This is a genomic window from Pseudomonas sp. 3A(2025), assembly GCF_054589175.1.
In genome coordinates this window covers 181,636-200,771 of record NZ_BAAILM010000034.1, presented here as the reverse complement: position 1 = coordinate 200,771, position 19,136 = coordinate 181,636, and the positions used below count along the sequence as shown (strand labels likewise).

19 protein-coding genes are annotated in these 19,136 nt (G+C 62.7%); 9 read left to right on the top strand and 10 right to left on the bottom strand.

Translation table 11 applies throughout. The annotated features are described in order from the left end of the window. Positions 1-870: LysR family transcriptional regulator (locus ACYP2A_RS14845; protein WP_459746028.1), on the bottom strand; the 870-nt coding region annotated here is incomplete at its 3' end. A gap of 133 nt (positions 871-1,003) precedes the next feature. Between ACYP2A_RS14845 and trpB the strand changes: the two genes are divergently transcribed. The 3 genes from trpB to ACYP2A_RS14830 all read left to right on the top strand — a co-directional run bounded on the left by trpB (position 1,004) and on the right by ACYP2A_RS14830 (position 3,683). Further along, positions 1,004-2,233, top strand: coding sequence for a tryptophan synthase subunit beta (gene trpB / locus ACYP2A_RS14840; protein ID WP_459746027.1), 1,230 nt, complete (start codon positions 1,004-1,006; stop codon positions 2,231-2,233). Beyond that, entirely contained in the window at positions 2,230-3,039 is an 810-nt protein-coding gene (trpA, locus tag ACYP2A_RS14835) for a tryptophan synthase subunit alpha (RefSeq protein WP_459746026.1), read from the top strand. The genes trpB and trpA overlap by 4 nt, the downstream gene beginning before the upstream one ends. Positions 3,040-3,191: 152 nt before the next feature. Beyond that, positions 3,192-3,683, top strand: coding sequence for an anti-virulence regulator CigR family protein (locus ACYP2A_RS14830; protein ID WP_459746024.1), 492 nt, complete (start codon positions 3,192-3,194; stop codon positions 3,681-3,683). 6 nt (positions 3,684-3,689) lie between these two features. Here ACYP2A_RS14830 and ACYP2A_RS14825 read toward each other — a convergent pair whose 3' ends face one another. From ACYP2A_RS14825 to ACYP2A_RS14815, 3 genes are all read right to left on the bottom strand, one after another. Further along, positions 3,690-5,042, bottom strand: coding sequence for an SPFH domain-containing protein (locus ACYP2A_RS14825; RefSeq protein ID WP_459746023.1), 1,353 nt, complete (start codon positions 5,040-5,042; stop codon positions 3,690-3,692). A 209-nt stretch (positions 5,043-5,251) separates the two neighbouring features. Then, positions 5,252-5,587: a DOPA 4,5-dioxygenase family protein gene (locus tag ACYP2A_RS14820; RefSeq protein ID WP_459746022.1), complete on the bottom strand. Its 336-nt coding sequence runs from the start codon at positions 5,585-5,587 to the stop codon at positions 5,252-5,254. A 51-nt stretch (positions 5,588-5,638) separates the two neighbouring features. Next, the gene (locus ACYP2A_RS14815) at positions 5,639-6,589 is read right to left on the bottom strand and encodes a choline sulfate utilization transcriptional regulator (protein WP_459746021.1); all 951 of its coding nucleotides are present in this window, start codon (positions 6,587-6,589) and stop codon (positions 5,639-5,641) included. Between the two features lie 112 nt (positions 6,590-6,701). Here ACYP2A_RS14815 and betC point away from each other — a divergent pair, with 112 nt between their 5' ends. The 3 genes from betC to ACYP2A_RS14800 are packed head-to-tail and all read left to right on the top strand — an operon-like array spanning position 6,702 to position 10,806. Beyond that, positions 6,702-8,219, top strand: coding sequence for a choline-sulfatase (gene betC / locus ACYP2A_RS14810; RefSeq protein WP_459746020.1), 1,518 nt, complete (start codon positions 6,702-6,704; stop codon positions 8,217-8,219). 37 nt (positions 8,220-8,256) lie between these two features. Then, the gene (choX, locus tag ACYP2A_RS14805; protein ID WP_459746019.1) at positions 8,257-9,183 is read left to right on the top strand and encodes a choline ABC transporter substrate-binding protein; all 927 of its coding nucleotides are present in this window, start codon (positions 8,257-8,259) and stop codon (positions 9,181-9,183) included. A gap of 48 nt (positions 9,184-9,231) precedes the next feature. Continuing rightward, the gene (locus ACYP2A_RS14800; RefSeq protein ID WP_459746018.1) at positions 9,232-10,806 is read left to right on the top strand and encodes a SulP family inorganic anion transporter; all 1,575 of its coding nucleotides are present in this window, start codon (positions 9,232-9,234) and stop codon (positions 10,804-10,806) included. Here the strand turns inward: ACYP2A_RS14800 and ACYP2A_RS14795 are convergent. Beyond that, positions 10,801-11,685, bottom strand: coding sequence for a DMT family transporter (locus ACYP2A_RS14795; protein WP_459746016.1), 885 nt, complete (start codon positions 11,683-11,685; stop codon positions 10,801-10,803). The genes ACYP2A_RS14800 and ACYP2A_RS14795 overlap by 6 nt on opposite strands. Positions 11,686-11,804: 119 nt before the next feature. Between ACYP2A_RS14795 and ACYP2A_RS14790 the strand changes: the two genes are divergently transcribed. After that, positions 11,805-12,737 (top strand): LysR family transcriptional regulator, encoded by a 933-nt coding sequence (locus tag ACYP2A_RS14790; RefSeq protein ID WP_459746014.1) that lies wholly within the window; start codon positions 11,805-11,807, stop codon positions 12,735-12,737. Here ACYP2A_RS14790 and aroE read toward each other — a convergent pair. Together aroE and hemF are read right to left on the bottom strand one after the other, a co-directional pair. After that, complete coding sequence (aroE, locus tag ACYP2A_RS14785) at positions 12,696-13,514, bottom strand: shikimate dehydrogenase (protein ID WP_459746012.1); 819 nt, start codon at positions 13,512-13,514, stop codon at positions 12,696-12,698. The two genes, ACYP2A_RS14790 and aroE, sit on opposite strands and share 42 nt — an antisense overlap. A 15-nt stretch (positions 13,515-13,529) precedes the next feature. Beyond that, complete coding sequence (hemF, locus tag ACYP2A_RS14780; protein WP_459746011.1) at positions 13,530-14,453, bottom strand: oxygen-dependent coproporphyrinogen oxidase; 924 nt, start codon at positions 14,451-14,453, stop codon at positions 13,530-13,532. A gap of 167 nt (positions 14,454-14,620) precedes the next feature. Here hemF and ACYP2A_RS14775 point away from each other — a divergent pair, with 167 nt between their 5' ends. Next, entirely contained in the window at positions 14,621-15,595 is a 975-nt protein-coding gene (locus tag ACYP2A_RS14775; RefSeq protein ID WP_459746009.1) for a quinone oxidoreductase family protein, read from the top strand. Positions 15,596-15,597: 2 nt separating this feature from the next. Here the strand turns inward: ACYP2A_RS14775 and ACYP2A_RS14770 are convergent, their stop codons facing one another. From ACYP2A_RS14770 to ACYP2A_RS14760, 3 genes are all read right to left on the bottom strand, one after another. Further along, the gene (locus tag ACYP2A_RS14770) at positions 15,598-16,155 is read right to left on the bottom strand and encodes an L-threonylcarbamoyladenylate synthase (protein WP_459746008.1); all 558 of its coding nucleotides are present in this window, start codon (positions 16,153-16,155) and stop codon (positions 15,598-15,600) included. A gap of 53 nt (positions 16,156-16,208) precedes the next feature. Next, a complete protein-coding gene (gene dprA, locus ACYP2A_RS14765) occupies positions 16,209-17,327 on the bottom strand; it encodes a DNA-processing protein DprA (RefSeq protein ID WP_459746007.1) in 1,119 nt (372 codons plus the stop codon). A 121-nt stretch (positions 17,328-17,448) separates the two neighbouring features. Further along, the gene (locus tag ACYP2A_RS14760) at positions 17,449-18,474 is read right to left on the bottom strand and encodes a LysM peptidoglycan-binding domain-containing protein (protein ID WP_459746006.1); all 1,026 of its coding nucleotides are present in this window, start codon (positions 18,472-18,474) and stop codon (positions 17,449-17,451) included. A gap of 106 nt (positions 18,475-18,580) precedes the next feature. Here ACYP2A_RS14760 and def point away from each other — a divergent pair, with 106 nt between their 5' ends. Then, positions 18,581-19,087: a peptide deformylase gene (gene def / locus ACYP2A_RS14755; RefSeq protein ID WP_459746005.1), complete on the top strand. Its 507-nt coding sequence runs from the start codon at positions 18,581-18,583 to the stop codon at positions 19,085-19,087. Positions 19,088-19,136 lie beyond the last annotated feature (49 nt).

Genomic DNA, 19,136 nt, shown 5'->3' with positions numbered 1-19,136 from the left:
CCTGAGCCATTGGGCCAACTGGCGGGCGCGCCCGTCAGCGGCCCGCCGCGGCACCCATAGCGCCAGTTGCGCCGGGGTTTCGCTGAAACCCCACGGCGCCGCCAGGCGCCCGGCCCGCAAGTCATCGCTGACCAGCGGTTCGGGCGCAATGGCTACCCCCAGGCCGGCCACCGCCGCCTCCAGCAAATAATACAAATGCTCGAATCCTTGACCGTAGCGCAACGCCTGCGGGTCGATGCCATTGTGGCGCGCCCAGCTTGGCCAGGCCTGCGGACGCGAGGTGGTATGCAACAGGCTTTCATCGAGCAACGCCTGTGCTGGCGCGTGCTGCAAGGCGTCGAAGCGGGCGAAGTGCGGGCTGAGCACCGGGCCGATGCGCTCGCTGGCCAGTTCCAGCACCTGCATGTCGGCAGGCCACGGCGGCTCGGCAAACACCAACAAGGCATCGAGGCCCGGACGACGCGGGTCCAGATCGCCTTCGCCAGCAGACAAGTGCAGGCGTAAATCCGGCAACTCCGCATTCAAGCGCCCCAGGCGCGGGATAAACCAGCGCGCCAGCAAGCTGCCCGAACAGCCCAATACAAAGGGCGCCTCGCTGCTGCCTTGGCTCAGTTCGGCGCATACCCCGCGCAGCCGGTCGAATGCCTCGCCGCTGACATCGCGCAATCGACTGCCGGCATCTGTGAGTTTCAGGCCGCGCCCGTCCTTGTTGAACAGGCTGATGCCCAGATGCGCCTCAAGCGCCTTGAGCTGGCGGCTGACCGCGCCATGGGTCACATGCAGCTGTTCGGCGGCCTGACTGACGCTGCCCAGCCGGGCAACGGCTTCGAAGGCACGCAAGGCATTGAGGGGGGGCAGGTCACGGCTCATGGACGCCTCGCTGGACAGGTGAGTTTTTCTCACAGGTTGTGGCGATCTTATCGGTTTTCAGCGCGGCCTGCGCTGGGTAAAGTGCACCCATTGCCGAATCCGGCTCAACGCATTCTGAACCTGGAGCTTGTTCATGACCCAGACCAACTTTCGCAGCGGCCCTGACGCCAACGGCCTGTTCGGCTCGTTTGGCGGCCGTTATGTCGCCGAAACTCTGATGCCGCTGGTGCTGGACCTGAACCGCGAGTACGAAGCGGCCAAGGCCGACCCCGAGTTCGCCGAACAACTGGCCTACTTTCAGCGCGACTATGTGGGTCGCCCGAACCCGCTGTACTACGCCGAGCGCCTGAGCGATGCCCTGGGCGGCGCGCGCGTGTACTTCAAACGTGAAGAGCTGAACCACACCGGCGCGCACAAGATCAACAACTGCATCGGCCAGGTGCTGCTGGCCAAGCGCATGGGCAAGACTCGTCTGATCGCCGAAACCGGCGCCGGCATGCACGGCGTGGCCACCGCCACCGTGGCGGCGCGCTTCGGTATTCCGTGTGTGATTTACATGGGCGCCACCGACATCGAGCGCCAGCAGGCCAACGTCTTCCGCATGAAGCTGCTGGGCGCCGAAATCGTGCCCGTCACCTCCGGCACCGGCACCCTCAAGGACGCGATGAACGAGGCCCTGCGCGACTGGGTCACCAACGTCGACAACACCTTCTACCTGATCGGTACCGTGGCAGGTCCCCACCCGTATCCGGCGATGGTCCGCGACTTTCAGTCGATCATCGGCAAAGAAACCAAAGAGCAGATGCACGAGAAAGAAGGCCGTCTGCCCGACAGCCTGGTCGCCTGCGTCGGTGGCGGCTCCAATGCCATGGGCCTGTTCCACCCGTTCCTCGATGATGCCAGCGTGCAGATCATCGGCGTCGAAGCCGGCGGCCACGGTGTGAACACCGACAAGCACGCCGCCAGCCTCAACGGCGGCGTACCGGGCGTGCTGCACGGCAACCGCACGTACCTGCTGCAGGACGAAGACGGCCAGATTGCCGATGCGCATTCGATTTCCGCAGGCCTGGACTACCCCGGCATCGGCCCGGAGCACGCCTTCCTGCATGAAGTGAAGCGTGTCGAATACGTCAGCATCACCGACGATGAAGCCCTGGACGCGTTCCATAAATGCTGCCGCCTGGAAGGCATCATTCCGGCGCTGGAAACCGCGCACGCGCTGGCCGAAGCCATCCGCCGGGCACCGACCCTGAGCAAGGACCACCTGATGGTGGTGTGCTTCTCGGGCCGTGGCGACAAAGACATGCAAACCGTGATGAACCACATGGCCGCGACCGAAAAGACTCAGGAGAAGCTGGCATGAGCCGTCTTGAACACCGTTATGCCCAGCTCAAGGCCGAAGGCCGTGCAGCCCTGGTGACCTTCATCACTGCCGGCGACCCTGGCTACGACACCTCGCTGAAAGTGCTCAAGGGCCTGCCGGCTGCCGGCGCCGACGTCATCGAACTGGGCATGCCGTTCACCGACCCGATGGCCGATGGCGTGGCGATCCAGCTGGCGACCCTGCGCGCCCTGGAAGCTGGCCAGACCCTGGCCAAAACGCTGCAAATGGTCCGTGAGTTTCGCGTCGACGACAGCACCACGCCGATCGTGCTGATGGGTTACTACAACCCGATCCACCGCTTTGGCGTCGAGGCCTTCGTGGCCCAGGCCAAAGAGGCGGGCGTCGATGGCCTGATCATCGTCGACCTGCCGCCGGAGCACGATGCCGAACTGGCCACCCCGGCCCAGGCCTCGGGCATCGACTTCATCCGCCTGACCACACCGACCACCGACGATGCGCGCCTGCCAACGGTGCTGGAGCGCAGCTCGGGGTTCGTCTACTACGTCTCGGTAGCCGGCGTGACCGGTGCCGGTTCTGCCACCACCGAGCACGTGACCCAGGCCATCGAACGCCTGCGCCGCCATACCTCGCTGCCGATCAGCGTCGGTTTCGGCATCCGCACGCCCGAGCAAGCGGCAGCGATTGCCCGGCTGGCCGATGGTGTGGTGGTGGGTTCGGCCCTGGTCGACCAGATCGCCAAGGCGCAGTCGCCGGAGCAGGCAGTGGATGGCGTGTTGAGCCTGTGCGCGGCACTGGCGGAAGGCGTGCGCAACGCGCGCGCATAAAGCGGCTTGGTAACGGCTTTGTAAGCCTGGGTAAAGTTCCTGATACAGAGGAATTCCGGGCCTTTGAGCCGCTCTATACAGCAAGACACAAAGGGTTCACGACCACTGTCGCGGACCCTTTTTTTATTGCTGTATGCCAAGGAGCATCACCCATGATACTGCCAAACCGCTTTATTGCCGGCCTCGGTATCCTGATGATCAGCGCCAGCCCGCTGTTGCAGGCCGCACCGCAAGACGGCCATGGCGATCAGGGTCGCGACGAGCGTGGCGGTCATCAGCAACAGGGGCCTGGCCAGAGCCGCAATGACAACAACCCCGGCCGCGGCCACGACAATGGCCCGGCCAAAGCCGCCCAGCACGACAACCGTGGCGGCAACCGCCCGCCGCAGGACTTCGGCCCGGTACGCCAGACCTTCGAGCAGCACCGCGACGTGATCGGCCGAGGCCAGCCGCTGCCGCCAGGCGTGCACATCGTCAAGGGCAAGCCGCTGCCACGCGGTTATGGCAAACGCCTGGACAACCGCGCCCTGCAACAACTGCCGCGTTATGACGGCTACGAATGGCGCCGCCTGGGCACCGACGTGGTGTTGATCGCCGTGGGCAGCGGGATTGTGTATGCGATTCTGGATGGTGTTTTGAATTGATATCGTCTACGGATTCATTTTCATATCCAGCGTCAGATCTCGCGCAGCCTTGGTCGCCAGCACGCCCATCAACTGACTGAGTTCATCCTGACGCCCTACACCGCCTGACGCCGCGCCGCCCATCATCACGCCAGGCACCGGCGCTTGGGCGGCGGCCTGGGCCCAGGCCTTGTTGATTTCGATCAGCGCATCGAGCTTCGATTGCAGGGCGCCATCGGCCTTGATCGTCGCTTCACGGGCATGAGCTTCAGCGTCGGCGCTGATGCGCGTGGCCTGGGCGGTTGTAGTCGCTTTATCCAGCAGCAGTTCGGCGGTCTGTTTTTCGATTTCGGCGCGGCTGCGCTCGCGTTCGGCATCGATGATCGCCAGTTGCTTCTCGGTTTCGGCCTGGGTTGTGCGGGCGATCTGGTCACGCAGGGTTTCCTGACGCTTGGCCTCGACCTCTTTCTCGCCCCTTGCAGTCACCAGCCGTTTCTCTTCTTCCTCTTTGAGGCGGTTCTGACGCGCCACGGCCAGTTCTGCCAAGGCCTGCTGCACCTTGACCATGCGCTGGCGGTACTGCGGATTCGGGTCAATGTGAGTGATGCGTGCCTCGACCACCTCGACGCCAAAGCGACGGAACTGTTGCTGCTTGCGGATGGGCACATTCTTGTCGTCGACGACTTTTTCGGTGATGTACTGGCTGCCGTTGTTGTGGCCGAAACTGCCCTGTTCGGTGCCGGCCTGAAGAATCGCCGTGCGGCTCGGCAAACTGCCCTGAGCGCTACGAATTTCCCGGCGCTTGATCAGGTACAAACCGTCGTTGAGCTGATTTTCGAACTCGGCGGCAAACTCGCTGCGCGCGCCGGCGTAATAGTCATCGGCAGTCATTAGCGAGGCGGTGGCCTGCAGGGTTTCCTTGATCGCCGGCAGCAAGGCGCTGCGGATGAAGTTGTCGGGGTTGCGGTATTCCTGCGCAATGGTCAGGAAGGCATCGCCCACCGGCAGGCGAAAACGCGCAGAGGATTCGACCTTGGCGTCGACATTGCCCAGAAACACGATAGGAAAGGTTTCGATGGTCGCGCCCAACGCATCGTTTTCGGGGTTGTCGTCCTTTTTGTCCAGCGCCAGCACCGACTGGACGCTGATGGCTTTTTTCCAGACCGTCGCCCGGCCAAACCATTTGGTTGCGTAACCGACATCGTCGACGACTTTTTCATCGCCGAAAATCGTCCGCACATGGGTGGCGTAGCCGGCCTCGTTGTAGAAAAACATGCTGTTGAAAATGAAAGGCGAAGCGGCCAGAAGGGCCAAGGGCAGCAACAGCGTTTTCAGATGTTTCTTGTCCGGGGTCCAGCTAATTGCTTTTGGCGTGAGCATTTCAATGTCCTTGTGCGAGAAGGACGCAGTCTTGCACTGGTGCAGAAATGCTGATGTCGGACCGGGATGAATCGGTTGTAGGCAAGCGCTACGCGAGTCCGGCGACGGTCAGCGCCCGGACGCTCGTGCGCTGGGAGGGCTGACGTATTAGCGGGGTTTCCATGCGATTGGGGGTGAGGCGTTCGCGGATAAATCCGCTCCTACGAGTATCAGCGTCGCCCAAATACTTCAAGGTTCAACGGCCGTACCGCACCCATCCAGATCGCGTGAGCGGTATGGTCGGCCAGTTCGTCGCCGGTCAGCGGGTGCAGAAACACCACGAACTCCTGGCGATTGAGCGCCAGCCACAGCACGACATCGGCAAACTGCGCGTGGCCGAACGCCAACTGGCAGCTCCAGTCCGGGTGCGGACCGACCAGGCCCTGGTGCACGCGGCCCATCTGGATATCGAATGTCGCGGTGGCCGCTTCGCACAAGGCGCGGGCGCGGTCGATGGTGTGTTCATTGAAATAGACATGGGCGTGGTAGCCCTGGATGTTCGGCATTACGGGTACTCCTTTACCTGAACAGGGCGCATTTTATGCCACGCCAACGCCTCAGACTGCAATCGAGGGCAATGCTGTTGCGGCCAACACCTGGCCGCTTTGTGCCTGTTCACGACTCAGCCAGTCGACGAACTGCTGAATCAGTTGCAGACGACGTTTGCGCTGCGGCAGCACCACGTAATACCCCGAGGTCGACACCGCACACGCGTCGATGGGCCGGCACAGCAGGCCTTGCTCCAGTAAGTCATCGACCAGATGCCGCCAGCCGATCGCCACGCCCTGACCGCCAATCGCCGCCTGAATCAGCAAGGTGTAGTTATCGAAACGCAGTTGCCCCGGCACCGGTGCCTGTTGAATGCCCAGGGCGCGAAACACGCCGGCCCAATCGAACCATTGATGGCTGCCCTCGCTGCGCAGGTGCAACAACGGCAACTCGTTCAGCGCCTCCAGCGGCAAGGGCCGGGCGCGGCCGGCAAGCAGTTGTGGGCTGCACACCGGAAACACTTCTTCGCTGAACAGCCAGCGGCTTTCACCCTGACGAAAACGCCCGTCACCGAACAAGATGGCCACGTCGACATCGCTGCGCAGCATGCTGTGGTTGCGCTCGCTGGTCACCAGACTGACGTCGATCTGCGGGTGGCTGGCATGAAAGCGGTGCAGGCGCGGCATCAGCCAATACGCGGCAAAGGCAAAGTCGGTAGCGACCTGCAAGACCTCGTGCTGATGCTGGCCGGTGATGGTTTCCAGCCCCAGCTCGATCGACTGCAAGCCGGCCTGCACATGCTCCAGCAACCGATCACCGGCCTCGGTCAGGGCGATGCCGCGATAGACCCGGTCGAACAGCCGCGTGGCCAGCTGTTCTTCCAGGCGCTTGATCTGCTGGCTGACCGCCGGCTGCGTGGTGCCCAGCTCGATGGCCGCAGCGGTAAAGCTGCGCAAGCGGGCGGCGGCCTCGAAGGCACGCAGCAGGTCCAGTGACAGGTTGCCAAGACGCTCAAACATAAGCTGTGCTTATCCTAGTCATTGCAGTTCATGGGCTTTACCGGCAAAGCCTGCATGTTCATCCTCGAAGGCAGCACTTTCGCATAAACCCTCGCAATGGGATGCAGGATCGATGACGCGCAAAAACATTTTATTCATCATGGCCGACCAGATGGCCGCGCCGATCCTGCCGATCTATACCGCCTCGCATGCCGCCTCACCGATCAAATTGCCCAATCTCAGCCGCCTGGCCGCTGAAGGCGTGGTGTTCGATTCGGCCTATTGCAACAGCCCGCTGTGCGCGCCGTCGCGCTTTACCCTGGTCAGCGGCCAGTTGCCGAGCAAGATCGGCGCCTACGACAACGCGGCGGATTTTCCTGCCGACATTCCGACCTATGCGCATTATCTGCGTAGCCTGGGCTATCGCACGGCGCTGTCGGGCAAGATGCATTTTTGCGGCCCGGACCAGTTGCACGGTTATGAAGAACGGCTGACCAGCGACATTTACCCCGCCGACTACGGCTGGGCGGTGAACTGGGACGAGCCGGATGTGCGCCCTAGCTGGTACCACAACATGTCGTCGGTGCTGCAAGCCGGGCCGTGCGTGCGCACCAACCAGCTCGATTTCGACGAAGAGGTGGTGTTCAAGGCGCAGCAGTACCTGTACGACCATGTGCGCCAGGACGGCGATGCGCCGTTCTGCCTGACGGTGTCGATGACCCACCCGCACGATCCGTACACCATTCCCAAACCGTTCTGGGACCTGTACCGCGACGACGAGATCCCGATGCCGGTGGCGCATGCCGACCAAGACGCGCTCGACCCGCACTCGCAGCGCCTGCTCAAGGTCTACGACCTGTGGGACAAGCCGCTGCCAGAGAACAAGATCCGCGATGCGCGGCGCGCCTATTTCGGTGCGTGCAGCTACATTGATCACAACATCGGCAAACTGCTGCAAACCCTGGAGGACATAGGCCTGGCCGACGACACGATCATCGTCTTCTCCGGCGACCACGGCGACATGCTTGGCGAGCGCAGTCTCTGGTACAAGATGCACTGGTTCGAAATGGCCGCCCGCGTGCCGCTGGTGATTCATGCGCCAGGGCAATTTGTGGCCGGCAGGGTCACGGCGGCGGTATCGACTGCCGATCTGCTGCCGACCCTGGTCGAGCTGGCCGGCGGCAGCACCGACAGCGGCCTGGCACTGGACGGGCGTTCGCTGGTGCCGCACCTGCGCGGCGAGGGCGGGCATGACGAAGTGTTCGGCGAATACATGGCCGAAGGCACCACCAGCCCGCTGATGATGATTCGTCGTGGCAACTATAAATTCATCTATTCGGAGCAGGACCCGTGCCTGCTGTTCGATGTGCACAACGACCCGCAAGAGTGTGAAGACCTCAGCCAGTCGGCAGAGCATCACGCGTTGTTCGAGGCGTTTTTGAGCGAAGCACGCCAGAAATGGGACATTCCGGCGATCCACCAACAGGTACTCGCCAGCCAGCGCCGCCGCCGTCTGGTGGCCAGGGCGCTGGCCAGCGGCAAACTCAAGAGCTGGGATCACCAGCCACTGGTCGACGCCAGCCAGCAGTACATGCGCAACCACATCGACCTCGACGATCTGGAGCGCCGCGCACGCTTTCCGCAACCTTGAACCCTGCCAAACCAAAAAACCAACAAGGGCATCGAAGATGAAGAAGTTATCCGCAGTGCTGGTGGCTGGCGTCATGACCCTGACCGGCCTGACCGTGCAGGCCGCCGAACAGAGTTGCAAGACGGTGAAGATGGCCGATCCTGGCTGGAGCGACATTGGCGCGACCAACGCCATCGCAGGCTGGTTGCTCGAGGGGCTGGGTTATACGCCCAAGGTCGATACCCTGGCGGTGCCGATTACCTATGGCGGGCTAAAAGACGGGCAACTGGACGTGTTTCTGGGCAACTGGATGCCGGCCCAGCAGGGCTTTCATGACAAGTTCATTGCCAACGGCGACGTCACGCAGTTAAGCAAAAACCTGGAAGGCACCGAGTTCACCCTCGCCGTACCGGATTATGTGTGGGAAGCCGGCGTGCACGATTTTGCCGACCTGGAAAAATTCGCCGACAAGTTCAGCAACAAGATCTACGGCATCGGTGCCGGGGCGCCGGCCAACCTGTCGCTGGCGGAAATCATCAAGAACAACGAATTCAACCTCGGCAAATGGAAACTGATCGAGTCCAGCGAACAGGCCATGCTGGCCGAAGTTAACCGCAACGTGAAGCGCAAGGCATTCGTGGTCTTTCTCGGCTGGACACCGCACCCGATGAACGTGCAGATCAAAGGCATGCGCTACCTTAAAGGCGGCGAAAAATACTTCGGCGACACCGGCTCGGTCTACACCGTCACCCGCAAAGGCTATGCCGACGCCTGTCCGAACGCAGCGAAGTTGCTGAGTAATCTGAAATTTACCCTCGACATGGAAAACAGCATCATGGCCGAGGTGACCAACAACAAGGTCAGCAACCAGCAAGCGGCCAAGGCGTGGATAAAAGCTAACCCGGCGGTGCTGGAGCAATGGCTGGACGGGGTGAAAACGATTGATGACAAGGACGGCCTGGCGGCGGTGAAAACCCGGTTGTAAGTCGGGTGTTGTACCCTTGCTCCGTCACCCATTTACAACGAGAGGCCCATGGCTCGGCTCAAACGCCATAAATTCCTGCCGTTTCTCACCTGGCTGCCACAGCAGACCCGCCAGAGCGTCGGCCGCGATGCGCTGGTGGGCCTGAGCGGGGCGATTCTGGCGCTGCCGCAGTCTATCGCGTATGCGCTGATTGCCGGGCTGCCGCCGGAATACGGTTTGTACGCGGCGATCGTGCCGGTGCTGATCGCCTGCCTGTGGGGTTCGTCATGGCATTTGATTTGCGGTCCGACGGCGGCGATTTCGGTGGTGTTGTACGCCAGCGTCAGCCCGCTGGCGGTGCCGGCGAGTCAGGACTACATCACCCTGATCCTGCTGCTGACGTTTATCGCCGGCGCCTTCCAGTTACTGCTCGGCCTGATGCGCTTCGGCGCGCTGGTCAACTTCGTCTCGCATTCGGTAGTGGTCGGTTTCACCCTCGGTGCTGCCGTGGTCATCGCGCTGGGGCAACTGCCCAATCTGATGGGCCTGAGCCTGCCCAGCCAAAGCACCGCGCTCAGCAGTTTCCAGGCCCTTGTGGCGCACCGCGATGAACTCGACACGGCGTCATTGACCCTCGGCCTGCTGACGCTGGCCTTGGGCATCGTCCTCAAGACGCTGGTGCCCAAGTGGCCGACGCTGTTGATCACCTTGCTTGGCAGCAGCCTGCTGGTGTGGCTGTGGCCGGCGATGTTCGGCCATGTGCAACGGGTCGACGCCTTCGCCGGGCACTTGCCGCCGTTCAGCCCGGTGCCGCTGGATGCCGAGCTGATCATCCGCCTGCTGCCCACCGCCGTGGCCGTGGGCATGCTCGGGCTGGTCAACAGCCTGTCGATTGCCCGCTCGCTGGCCACTCGCTCGCAACAGATGCTCAACGCCAACCAGGAAGTCCGCGCCCAGGGCCTGTCGAACATGGCCGGCGCGCTGTTCTCCGGCTACTTTTCGGCCGGCTCCTTCACCCGTGCGGCGCTGAGCTATGAGGCCGGCGCCCGCTCGCCGCTGGCCGGGGTGTTCTCAGCGCTGTGGGTAACATTGTTCGCGGTCGCCGGTGCCTCGTTGATCGCGCACATTCCGATCCCGGCGATGGCCGCCTCGATCCTGCTGATCTGCTGGGGGCTGGTCGACCGGCGCGGCATTGCCGCGCTGTTCCGGGTCAGCCGCGCGGAGTTTTTCGTCATGCTGCTGACCTGCGCCGCGACGCTAGTGCTGGAGTTGCAGGCGGCGATTTATGCCGGCGTGCTGGCCTCGCTGTTCTTCTACCTCAAACGCACCTCGCAGCCGCGTGTGCAGCAGTGGCGCGAGGGCGACGAAGAAATCCTGCGGGTCGGCGGCTCGATCTTCTTCGGCGCCAGCCACTACCTGCAAACCCGCCTGCAACGCAGCGAGGGCCAGCAGGTGGTGATCGAGGCGCAGCACATCAACTTCATCGACTATTCAGGCGTCGAAATGCTGCACCAGGAAGCCCGCCGGCTGGGCAAACAGAACCGCAGCCTGACCCTGCGCAATGCCCGGCCGCAGGTGATCGAAGAGCTGCACAAGCTTGAGGGTGCCGAGCGTTGCCCGATCAGGTTTGAAGGCGCGCTATGAACGACCGGCGGCCCGCATTGGCCATAGCGTGATGATCAGCACCGGCGCAATCACCAGCGCCGCGCCCAGAATGGTGGTGCCCGAGAACGGTTCATGCAGCAGGGCCACTGCAAACAGCACACCAAAGACCGGCTCAAGCGCCAGAAACAGTCCGCCGGAATTGGCCGGGATCGATTTGATGCCCATGTTCCACAGCCAGCCGGCCGCCAGACTGCAACCGAGCCCCAGATACAACAGGGCGGCGCTGCCTTGCGCTGAAACGTTGATCTGCCAGTCACGGGTCAACAGCAGGGCCACCGGAATCAGCATCAGCGTGCCCAACACTGTGGTGAGGGCCGTGAAGGCATTGACCGGCATCAGTTGCATCCAGGACCTGGACCAGCGCACCCAAAAAGCCACAACCACGGTCGACAGCAACACCAGCAGGCATCCGGCAAAATGGCCGCCGTCAGGCCAGCCCATCACCAGCAGCACGCCGGCCAGGGCCACGATGCCAAGGGTCAGGTTCAGCAGGCCGATACGTTCACGCCAGACCCACCAACCGACCAGCATGATCATTAACGGCTCGAAACCGATCATCAGCGCAGCACTGGCAGCGCCCGTGTAACGCAAACCGATGAACTGCAACAGGAAGGTTGCCGGAATCATCAGTAATGCCAGCAACAACAGCGCGCTCCAGCGTGAGCGCGGCACGCTGCGCAGTGCCGAGCGAAACGTCGGCAACCAGAACAGGCTGGCGATGACAAAGCGCGCCAGTACGATCAGCGCGGCATCGGCCATGCCGAGTGCAAACTTGCCCGCGACAAACGAAGTGCCCCACAAAAACGCGGCGGCCAGGACATAGAGATAAGGCTTCCCTGCCACGATTTGAACGCCCACTGTGCCGCTCTCCTTGATCAATAAGACGCTAGCTTGAGCAAGGAGGGCGCAGACATAAAATACCCATGCTTGGCCCATCCATTCATTTACGATATGGCTTTGAGCCAAATGAGCCCGTCATGTCCATTACGTTGCGCCATATCGAAGTGTTTCGTGCGGTCATGACCGCTGGCAGCGTGACCGGTGCCGCCGCGATGCTGCACACCTCACAACCCACGGTCAGCCGCGAGCTGGCGCGCCTGGAGCAACTGACCCGCCTGGTGCTGTTCGAACGGGTGCGTGGGCGCTTGCGGGCCACGGCGCAGGCGTTGTCGCTGTTTGAAGAGGTGCAGCGTTCCTACTTTGGCCTGGAGCGAATCCTCAATACCGCCGCCTCGCTGCGCGAGTTCGAGCACGGGCAACTGTCCATCGCCTGCCTGCCAGTATTTTCGCAGTCGTTATTGCCCAAGGCGTGCCAGCGCTTTCTGGCCCAAGTGCCAAACGCCAGCCTGAGTATCACCCCACAGGAATCGCCGCTGCTGGAGGAGTGGCTGTCGGCGCAGCGCTACGATCTGGGCCTGACCGAAGCCAGCCACGCGCCGCCGGGCACCGGGCGCTCGACCCTGATGACCGTGGATGAGGTCTGTGTGCTGCCGGCAGGGCATGTGCTGTCTAGCAAGGCGGTGCTCAGGCCTGAGGACTTTGCCGGGCAGCCGTTCATCAGCCTGTCCAGCCAGGACACCTATCGCCAGCAGATCGACGAGGTGTTTCGTCAGGCCGGCATCGAAAGGCGTCTGCTGCTCGATACCCACAGCGCCGCCTCGGTGTGCGCCATGGTTCGCGAGGGTATTGGTCTGGCCATCGTCAACCCGCTGACGGCGCTGGATTTTGTTGACCAAGGGCTGGTGATTCGGCCGTTCAGCGTGTCGATTCCGTTCACCATCAGCCTGATCAAGCCTTTGCACCGCCCGACGTCACCGCTGGTGACGTTGTTTGAAGAAACGCTACGCGGGCAGGCGCAGAAGGTGAGTTTACGCCAGTTGCCGACGCATCTCGGCCAGCACCGGGGCTGAATCGGGACGCACGCCACGCCAGAGCAGGAACGCTTCGGCGGCTTGCTCGACCAGCATGCCCAAGCCATCCACGACCTGCGCAGCGCCGTGCGCGGTGGCCCAACGGTTGAAGGCGGTGAGCTCCTTGCCGTACATCATGTCGTAGCAAAAGGTCTTGCCCGGAGCGATGAGACTCGGCGCAATCGGCGGCAGCTCGCCGGCCAGGCTGGCCGAGGTGGCGTTGATGATCACGTCCACCGACTCTTCGAGCCAGTCGAAACCGCTGGCCGACACCGGGCCCAGATCGGCGAACTGACGCGCCAGCAACTCGGCCTTTTCAACCGTGCGGTTGGCGATCACCAGCACCTCGGGTTGTTCGGCCAGCAACGGTTCGAGCACGCCACGCACCGCGCCGCCGGCGCCCAGCAGCAGGATGCGTTTGCCGCGCAGGCTCAGGCCGCAATTGACGGTCAAGTCACGCACCAGTCCCGCGCCATCGGTGTTGTCGCCCAGCAAGGTGCCGTCGTCCTGTTTCGCCAGGGTGTTCACCGCACCAGCGCGACGGCCGCGCTCGGTGAGGCTGTCGGCCAGGGCAAAGGCCTGTTCCTTGAACGGCACGGTGACGTTGGCGCCACGGCCCTCGTGAAAGAACGCCTGGGCAAAGGCCGTGAAATCATCCAGCGGTGCCAGAGCGGTCTGGTAGTCCAGTTGCTGGCCGGTCTGCTCGGCAAACAAACGATGAATCAGCGGCGACTTGCTGTGGCCGATGGGGTTACCGAAGACGACGTAAGAGTCCATACAGGGTCCTGTTACTCAGGGGTGAACGGCGAGGGCCAGCCAGTCGCGGTCTTGCAGGAAATACTCGGTCAGGCGCGCTTCTTCGCTGCCCGGCGCGGCTTTCCAGTCGTAGCCCCAGCGTACCTGCGGCGGCAGCGACATGAGGATCGACTCGGTGCGGCCGCCCGATTGCAGGCCGAACAGCGTGCCACGGTCGTAGACCAGGTTGAACTCGACGTAGCGCCCGCGGCGAAACTCCTGGAATTCACGCTGCTGCACGCTGTAGGCAGCGGCCTTGCGGCGGCGCACGATGGGCAGGTACGCCTCCAGGTAGGCATCACCGATGGCACGCATGAAGGCGAAGCTGGTGTCGAAGTCCCACTGGTTCAGGTCATCGAAAAACAGGCCGCCGATGCCGCGTGGCTCGTTGCGGTGCTTGATATGGAAATAGCTGTCGCACCAGGCCTTGTAGCGCGGGTAAACCTCGGCGCCAAACGGGGCGCAGGCACGCTCGGCGACCTGGTGCCAGTGAATGCAGTCTTCTTCGATGCCGTAGAAGGGCGTCAGGTCGAAACCGCCGCCAAACCACCAGACCGGCTCTTCGCCGTCTTTCTCGGCGATGAAAAAGCGTACGTTGGCGTGCGAAGTGGGCACATACGGGTTGTGCGGGTGGATCACCAGCGACACGCCCAGCGCCTGGAAGCCACGCCCGGCCAGCTCCGGCCGGTGGGCACTGGCCGACGGCGGCAGGCTGGTGCCGAACACGTGCGAGAAGTTGACCCCGCCTTTTTCGATTACCTTGCCGTTCTCGACCACTCGCGTGCGGCCACCGCCACCGGCCGGGCGGGTCCAGGCGTCTTCGACGAAGTGCGCGCCGCCGTCTTCGTGCTCAAGGGCTGCGCAGATACGGTCCTGCAGGTCGAGCAGGTAAGCTTTGACGGCTTCGGTACGGCTATTCATGACACTCCTCGAAACACTCCCGGTACGACCTGAAGCCCGCAAACACAAGGGCCAGAGGCAAAGTGCCGCGTAGCATACCATCGCCGCAGTTACCTTCGCAGTTGACGCGCGTCATGCGAACGGGTCCGATAGGGCGATTCAGTGGCACCTAATCATGGAGAGAACCAATGGCTAAGCGTATCCAGTTCAGCACTATCGGCGGCCCCGAGGTCCTTGAATACCTTGATTACCAACCCGCCGAGCCTGGCCCGCAGGAAGTGCGTGTGCACAACCGGGCCATTGGCCTGAACTTCATCGAAACCTACTACCGCAGCGGCCTGTACCCGACGCCACTGCCCAGCGGCATGGGCAACGAAGGCGCCGGCGTGGTCGAATCGGTCGGCAGTGAGGTGACGCGCTTCCAGGTCGGCGACCGGGTGGCCTACGGCACAGGTCCATTGGGCTCTTACAGTGATTACCACGTGCTGCCCGAGGCCAATCTGGTCAAGCTGCCCGACGCGATCAGCTTCGAGCAGGCCGCTGCCGTGATGCTCAAGGGCCTGACCGTGCAGTACCTGCTGCGCCAGACCTACGCCATCAAACCCCACGAGACGTTTCTGTTTCACGCCGCTGCCGGTGGCGTGGGCTCGATTGCCTGCCAATGGGCCAAGGCGCTGGGCGCACGCCTGATCGGCACCGTCAGCTCGCCGGAGAAAGCCGCGCATGCCAAGGCGCTGGGGGCCTGGGAAACCATCGACTACAGCCATGAAGACGTGGCAAAGCGGGTGCTGGAGCTGACCGATGGCAAGAAGTGCGCGGTGGTCTACGACGGTGTAGGCAAGGACACCTGGCACGCCTCGCTGGACAGCGTGGCGCCGCGTGGCCTGCTGGTCAGCTTCGGCAATGCCTCAGGCGCGGTCACTGGCGTGCACTTGGGCCTGCTGGCGCAGAAGGGCTCGCTGTACGTGACCCGTCCGACTCTGGGCAGCTACGCCAATACCCCGCAAAACCTGCAAGCCATGGCCGACGAGCTGTTCGACATGGTCGCCAGCGGCAAGATCAAGCTCAACGACGTTCAGCAGTACGCCCTGAAGGACGCCGCTCAGGCGCAGATCGACCTGGCGGCGCGCAAGACCACAGGGTCCGCGATTCTGATTCCGTAACCTTATCCGGCGCGAACCACCTGGCCGGTCGCAATATCCCGAATCACACTCGGGTTACGGCGACCGCCCAGGCTGCCGCCCAGCACCAGATCGACCTGCCCGCGGAAATACTGCTCTACCCGCAGCCGCGAACGGGCTGCCGGACGTCCGGTGGGGTTGGCCGATGTAGACACCAGTGGCCCGGTCAGGGCGCACAGTTCGCGCACCACAGGGTGATCGGTGACCCGCAGGGCCACGGTTTCGTGCTGGCCGGTGATCCAGTCGGGCAGCAGGTTCTGGTGCGGCACCAGCCAGGTGTTGGGACCGGGCCAGGTACTGGCCATGCGGTCGATCCACAGCTCGGGGAAGTCCTCGAACAGAAAGTCGAACTGGCGAATATTGTCGGCGATCAGGATCAGGCCCTTGTCCAGAGGACGCGACTTGATCAGCAACAGCCGAAACACCGCCTCTTCATCCCAGGGATCGCACCCCAGGCCCCATACCGCCTCGGTGGGATAGGCAATCACGGCACCTGCCCGTATTTCCCGAGCGGCTTGTTGCACACGCCAGCTGCTGACCATGCCGTTTCTCCCGTGCAGATCGTGTCAATTGATTAATGGGTGGCAGTTTAACCTCAGCGCAGGCAGGCGAACCATCGTCCGGCTTCACAGTTGACGCGCCCGTCCAGCTCCAGTTCGGTCAATTCGCCCAGCACTTGCGGCAACGGCAAACCGCTGCTGTGGGCCAGCGCTTCACTGGTTTGCGGCGCGGCGTGCAACAGCGCCATCAGCGGATGATCGACAACAGCGGGCAGGGCAGAGGCAACAGGCCCGGCCGCAGGGCTTGCAACCTGCCAATGGCGCAGGCCTTCCAGGATGTGCTCGACGCTTTCGACCAGCGTCGCGCCGTCGCGGATCAACTGGTGACACCCTCGCGCGCCTGGATGATGAATCGAGCCAGGAATGGCATACACCTCGCGCCCCTGTTCGGCCGCCAGCCGGGCGGTAATCAGCGAACCGCTGCGCACGCTGGCCTCGACCACCAGCACAGCCAGCGACAGGCCGCTGATGATGCGGTTACGTCGCGGAAAGTTGGCCGCCTGGGGGCCGGCGTCCAGCGGAAACTCGGAAACCACCGCGCCGCCTTGCTCGCGCATGCGTGCCGCCAGCGCGCGATGCTGCTGTGGATAAAAATTTTCGAGCCCCGTGCCCAATACCCCGATCGTGGCCCCGCCGACGTCTAGCGCGGCCTCATGCGCGGCACCGTCGATACCCAGCGCCAGGCCGCTGGTAACCACAAAGCCACTGCTCGCCAGACTGCGTGAAAATGCCCTGGCCGTGTCCAGTCCGGGCCTGGACGCCCGCCGGCTGCCGACCATCGCCAACTGCGGCCGGTCGAGCAGTTCAGGGTTGCCGGCGATGAATAACAACGGCGGTGGATCGGCAATTTCCGCCAGCAACGATGGGTAGCCAGGATCGTCCCACATCAGTAAATGCTGGCCCGGCCGCTCTAGCCAGGCCAATGCAGCGCTGGCGCCAGCACACACTTGCGGGCTGCGGCGCGCCTCGATGCAGGTCGCTGGCATGCGCAATGAACGCCAGGCACTGGCCGGTGCGCTCAGGGCGGCGGCGGCCGAACCGAAGGCTTCGATGAGTCGGGTAAAACGCGCAGGGCCGATCTCTACAAGGCGGTGCAGACGCAACCGCGCTTCCAGTTCGCCAGGCGCAAGGGGGGTGTTTTCAAACAATGGCATACGATCGTCCCTGATCAGTGATGCAGTCCTGGCGGCAGGAAAACCTGTGGATAACTCTGTTGACAACAATTTGATAAGTGGTGGTTAGCGGCTTGAAACAGGTCAAGCCGCCATGTTCCATTTATGGGTTGCGAACCTTGTCCATAATGGCCAATGATCGGGTCGCGTGCAGGACCAAGGCGTAACTGAGCTTGTCATAGGTGCGAAACACCATCAGCAGGCCCGAGCGCTCGTCCGGAATTTTCACTTGCTCGCCGGTGACCCGGTCGCGCACATGCTCACCGGTCTTGTAGATCGCCAGGACGCTGCCTTCTTCCAGGCCATCGCGGCGGCCACGGTCCAGGGTCACCACGTCATATTCACCGATCTGGGTCACTCCACGTGGCACATCGATGATCAATCCATCGATATTGGCCTTCGGTGGCGCCGGCATGAAGGTCGAGTTGACCGAGCGCTCTTCGCTGGCAAACAGCCGGTCGCCCAGGCGCACTTCCTGGGTCGAGCGTTGCAGTACCAGGGTGGAAACATCGCCTTCGGTGGCGACCACTTCGCCACTACCGATATCGTCGGCGTTGATCCCCAGCACTTCCTTGGTGACAGGATCGGTGTAGGTCTTGCCCTGGCGGAAGATGCCATACACGGTATGCGCAGGATCCAGATTGCCGCGCACATACAGACGGTCGCCGCGGCCACTGAGCACCCGCTCGGCATTGCCGGCCACAACATAGGGCGCGTCCAGAAACTGCTCGGCACTGTCGACGATACGGTTGCTGATCAGGAAGGAGTTGATCGCGCCCAGAGGAATGCTCGGGATCGCCTCGACCGTCGGCGTGCTGCGGATACGCGGCGACAGCTTGATGGTGCCACGCGACTCGCCGCGGTTGAGCACCACATGCGGCTGGCCGTCGATATAGGTCAGCGACAGGGTGTCGCCAGGGTAGATCAGGTCGGGGTCCTGAATCGACGGATTGGCGCGCCAAAGCTCTTTCCAGCGCCAGGGCTCGCGCAGGAATTTTCCTGAAATGTCCCAAAGCGTGTCACCCGCAACCACCGTATAACGCTGCGGATGGCCTTCCCTGAGTTGCACTTGCGCCTGCGCAAGACCACCGGCAGTCAACAGCAGCAGGGCGAGTAGTGTTTTCCTCATGCAGTGAATCCCTTTATCATGTGGCATCGCGTCAACAATAGAAGGCGGCTTGGGCAAATCGGCAGCCGTTCCTGACTTTACCCTAACCGTGCAGCATTTTACGTATATGGCCATTCTGAACATTCTCGAATTTCCCGATGCGCGTCTGCGCACCATCGCCAAGCCGGTGACGGTCGTCGACGATGCCATTCGTCAGTTGGTCGACGACATGTTTGAAACCATGTACGAGGCCCCTGGCATCGGCCTGGCCGCGACCCAGATCAACGTGCACAAGCGCGTGGTGGTCATGGACCTGAGCGAAGACCGCAGCGAACCGATGGTTTTCATCAACCCGGAACTTGAAACCCTGACCCAGGACATGGGCCAGTACCAGGAAGGCTGCCTGTCGGTACCCGGCTTCTATGAGAACGTCGACCGCCCGTTGCAGGTCCGGGTCAAGGCGCTGGACCGTGAAGGCCAGCCTTACGAGATGATCGCCGAAGGCCTGCTGGCGGTGTGCATTCAGCACGAATGCGATCACCTCAATGGCAAGCTGTTCGTCGATTACCTGTCTACCCTCAAGCGTGACCGGATCAAGAAAAAGCTGGAAAAGATACATAAACAGAACGCCTGATCCGCGATCACCCTCTAAAAGGCCTCTCACGGGCCTTTTGCTTTTTTAC

Excerpts from the sequence above, each read along its gene's own strand:
- trpB (WP_459746027.1), top strand. The coding sequence starts at position 1,004 with ATGACCCAGACCAACTTTCGCAGCGGCCCTGACGCCAACGGCCTGTTC.
- trpA (WP_459746026.1), top strand. The coding sequence starts at position 2,230 with ATGAGCCGTCTTGAACACCGTTATGCCCAGCTCAAGGCCGAAGGCCGT.
- ACYP2A_RS14830 (WP_459746024.1), top strand. The coding sequence starts at position 3,192 with ATGATACTGCCAAACCGCTTTATTGCCGGCCTCGGTATCCTGATGATC.
- ACYP2A_RS14825 (WP_459746023.1), bottom strand. The coding sequence starts at position 5,042 with ATGCTCACGCCAAAAGCAATTAGCTGGACCCCGGACAAGAAACATCTG.
- ACYP2A_RS14820 (WP_459746022.1), bottom strand. The coding sequence starts at position 5,587 with ATGCCGAACATCCAGGGCTACCACGCCCATGTCTATTTCAATGAACAC.
- ACYP2A_RS14815 (WP_459746021.1), bottom strand. The coding sequence starts at position 6,589 with ATGTTTGAGCGTCTTGGCAACCTGTCACTGGACCTGCTGCGTGCCTTC.
- betC (WP_459746020.1), top strand. The coding sequence starts at position 6,702 with ATGACGCGCAAAAACATTTTATTCATCATGGCCGACCAGATGGCCGCG.
- choX (WP_459746019.1), top strand. The coding sequence starts at position 8,257 with ATGAAGAAGTTATCCGCAGTGCTGGTGGCTGGCGTCATGACCCTGACC.
- ACYP2A_RS14800 (WP_459746018.1), top strand. The coding sequence starts at position 9,232 with ATGGCTCGGCTCAAACGCCATAAATTCCTGCCGTTTCTCACCTGGCTG.
- ACYP2A_RS14790 (WP_459746014.1), top strand. The coding sequence starts at position 11,805 with ATGTCCATTACGTTGCGCCATATCGAAGTGTTTCGTGCGGTCATGACC.
- aroE (WP_459746012.1), bottom strand. The coding sequence starts at position 13,514 with ATGGACTCTTACGTCGTCTTCGGTAACCCCATCGGCCACAGCAAGTCG.
- hemF (WP_459746011.1), bottom strand. The coding sequence starts at position 14,453 with ATGAATAGCCGTACCGAAGCCGTCAAAGCTTACCTGCTCGACCTGCAG.
- ACYP2A_RS14775 (WP_459746009.1), top strand. The coding sequence starts at position 14,621 with ATGGCTAAGCGTATCCAGTTCAGCACTATCGGCGGCCCCGAGGTCCTT.
- ACYP2A_RS14770 (WP_459746008.1), bottom strand. The coding sequence starts at position 16,155 with ATGGTCAGCAGCTGGCGTGTGCAACAAGCCGCTCGGGAAATACGGGCA.
- dprA (WP_459746007.1), bottom strand. The coding sequence starts at position 17,327 with ATGCCATTGTTTGAAAACACCCCCCTTGCGCCTGGCGAACTGGAAGCG.
- ACYP2A_RS14760 (WP_459746006.1), bottom strand. The coding sequence starts at position 18,474 with ATGAGGAAAACACTACTCGCCCTGCTGCTGTTGACTGCCGGTGGTCTT.
- def (WP_459746005.1), top strand. The coding sequence starts at position 18,581 with ATGGCCATTCTGAACATTCTCGAATTTCCCGATGCGCGTCTGCGCACC.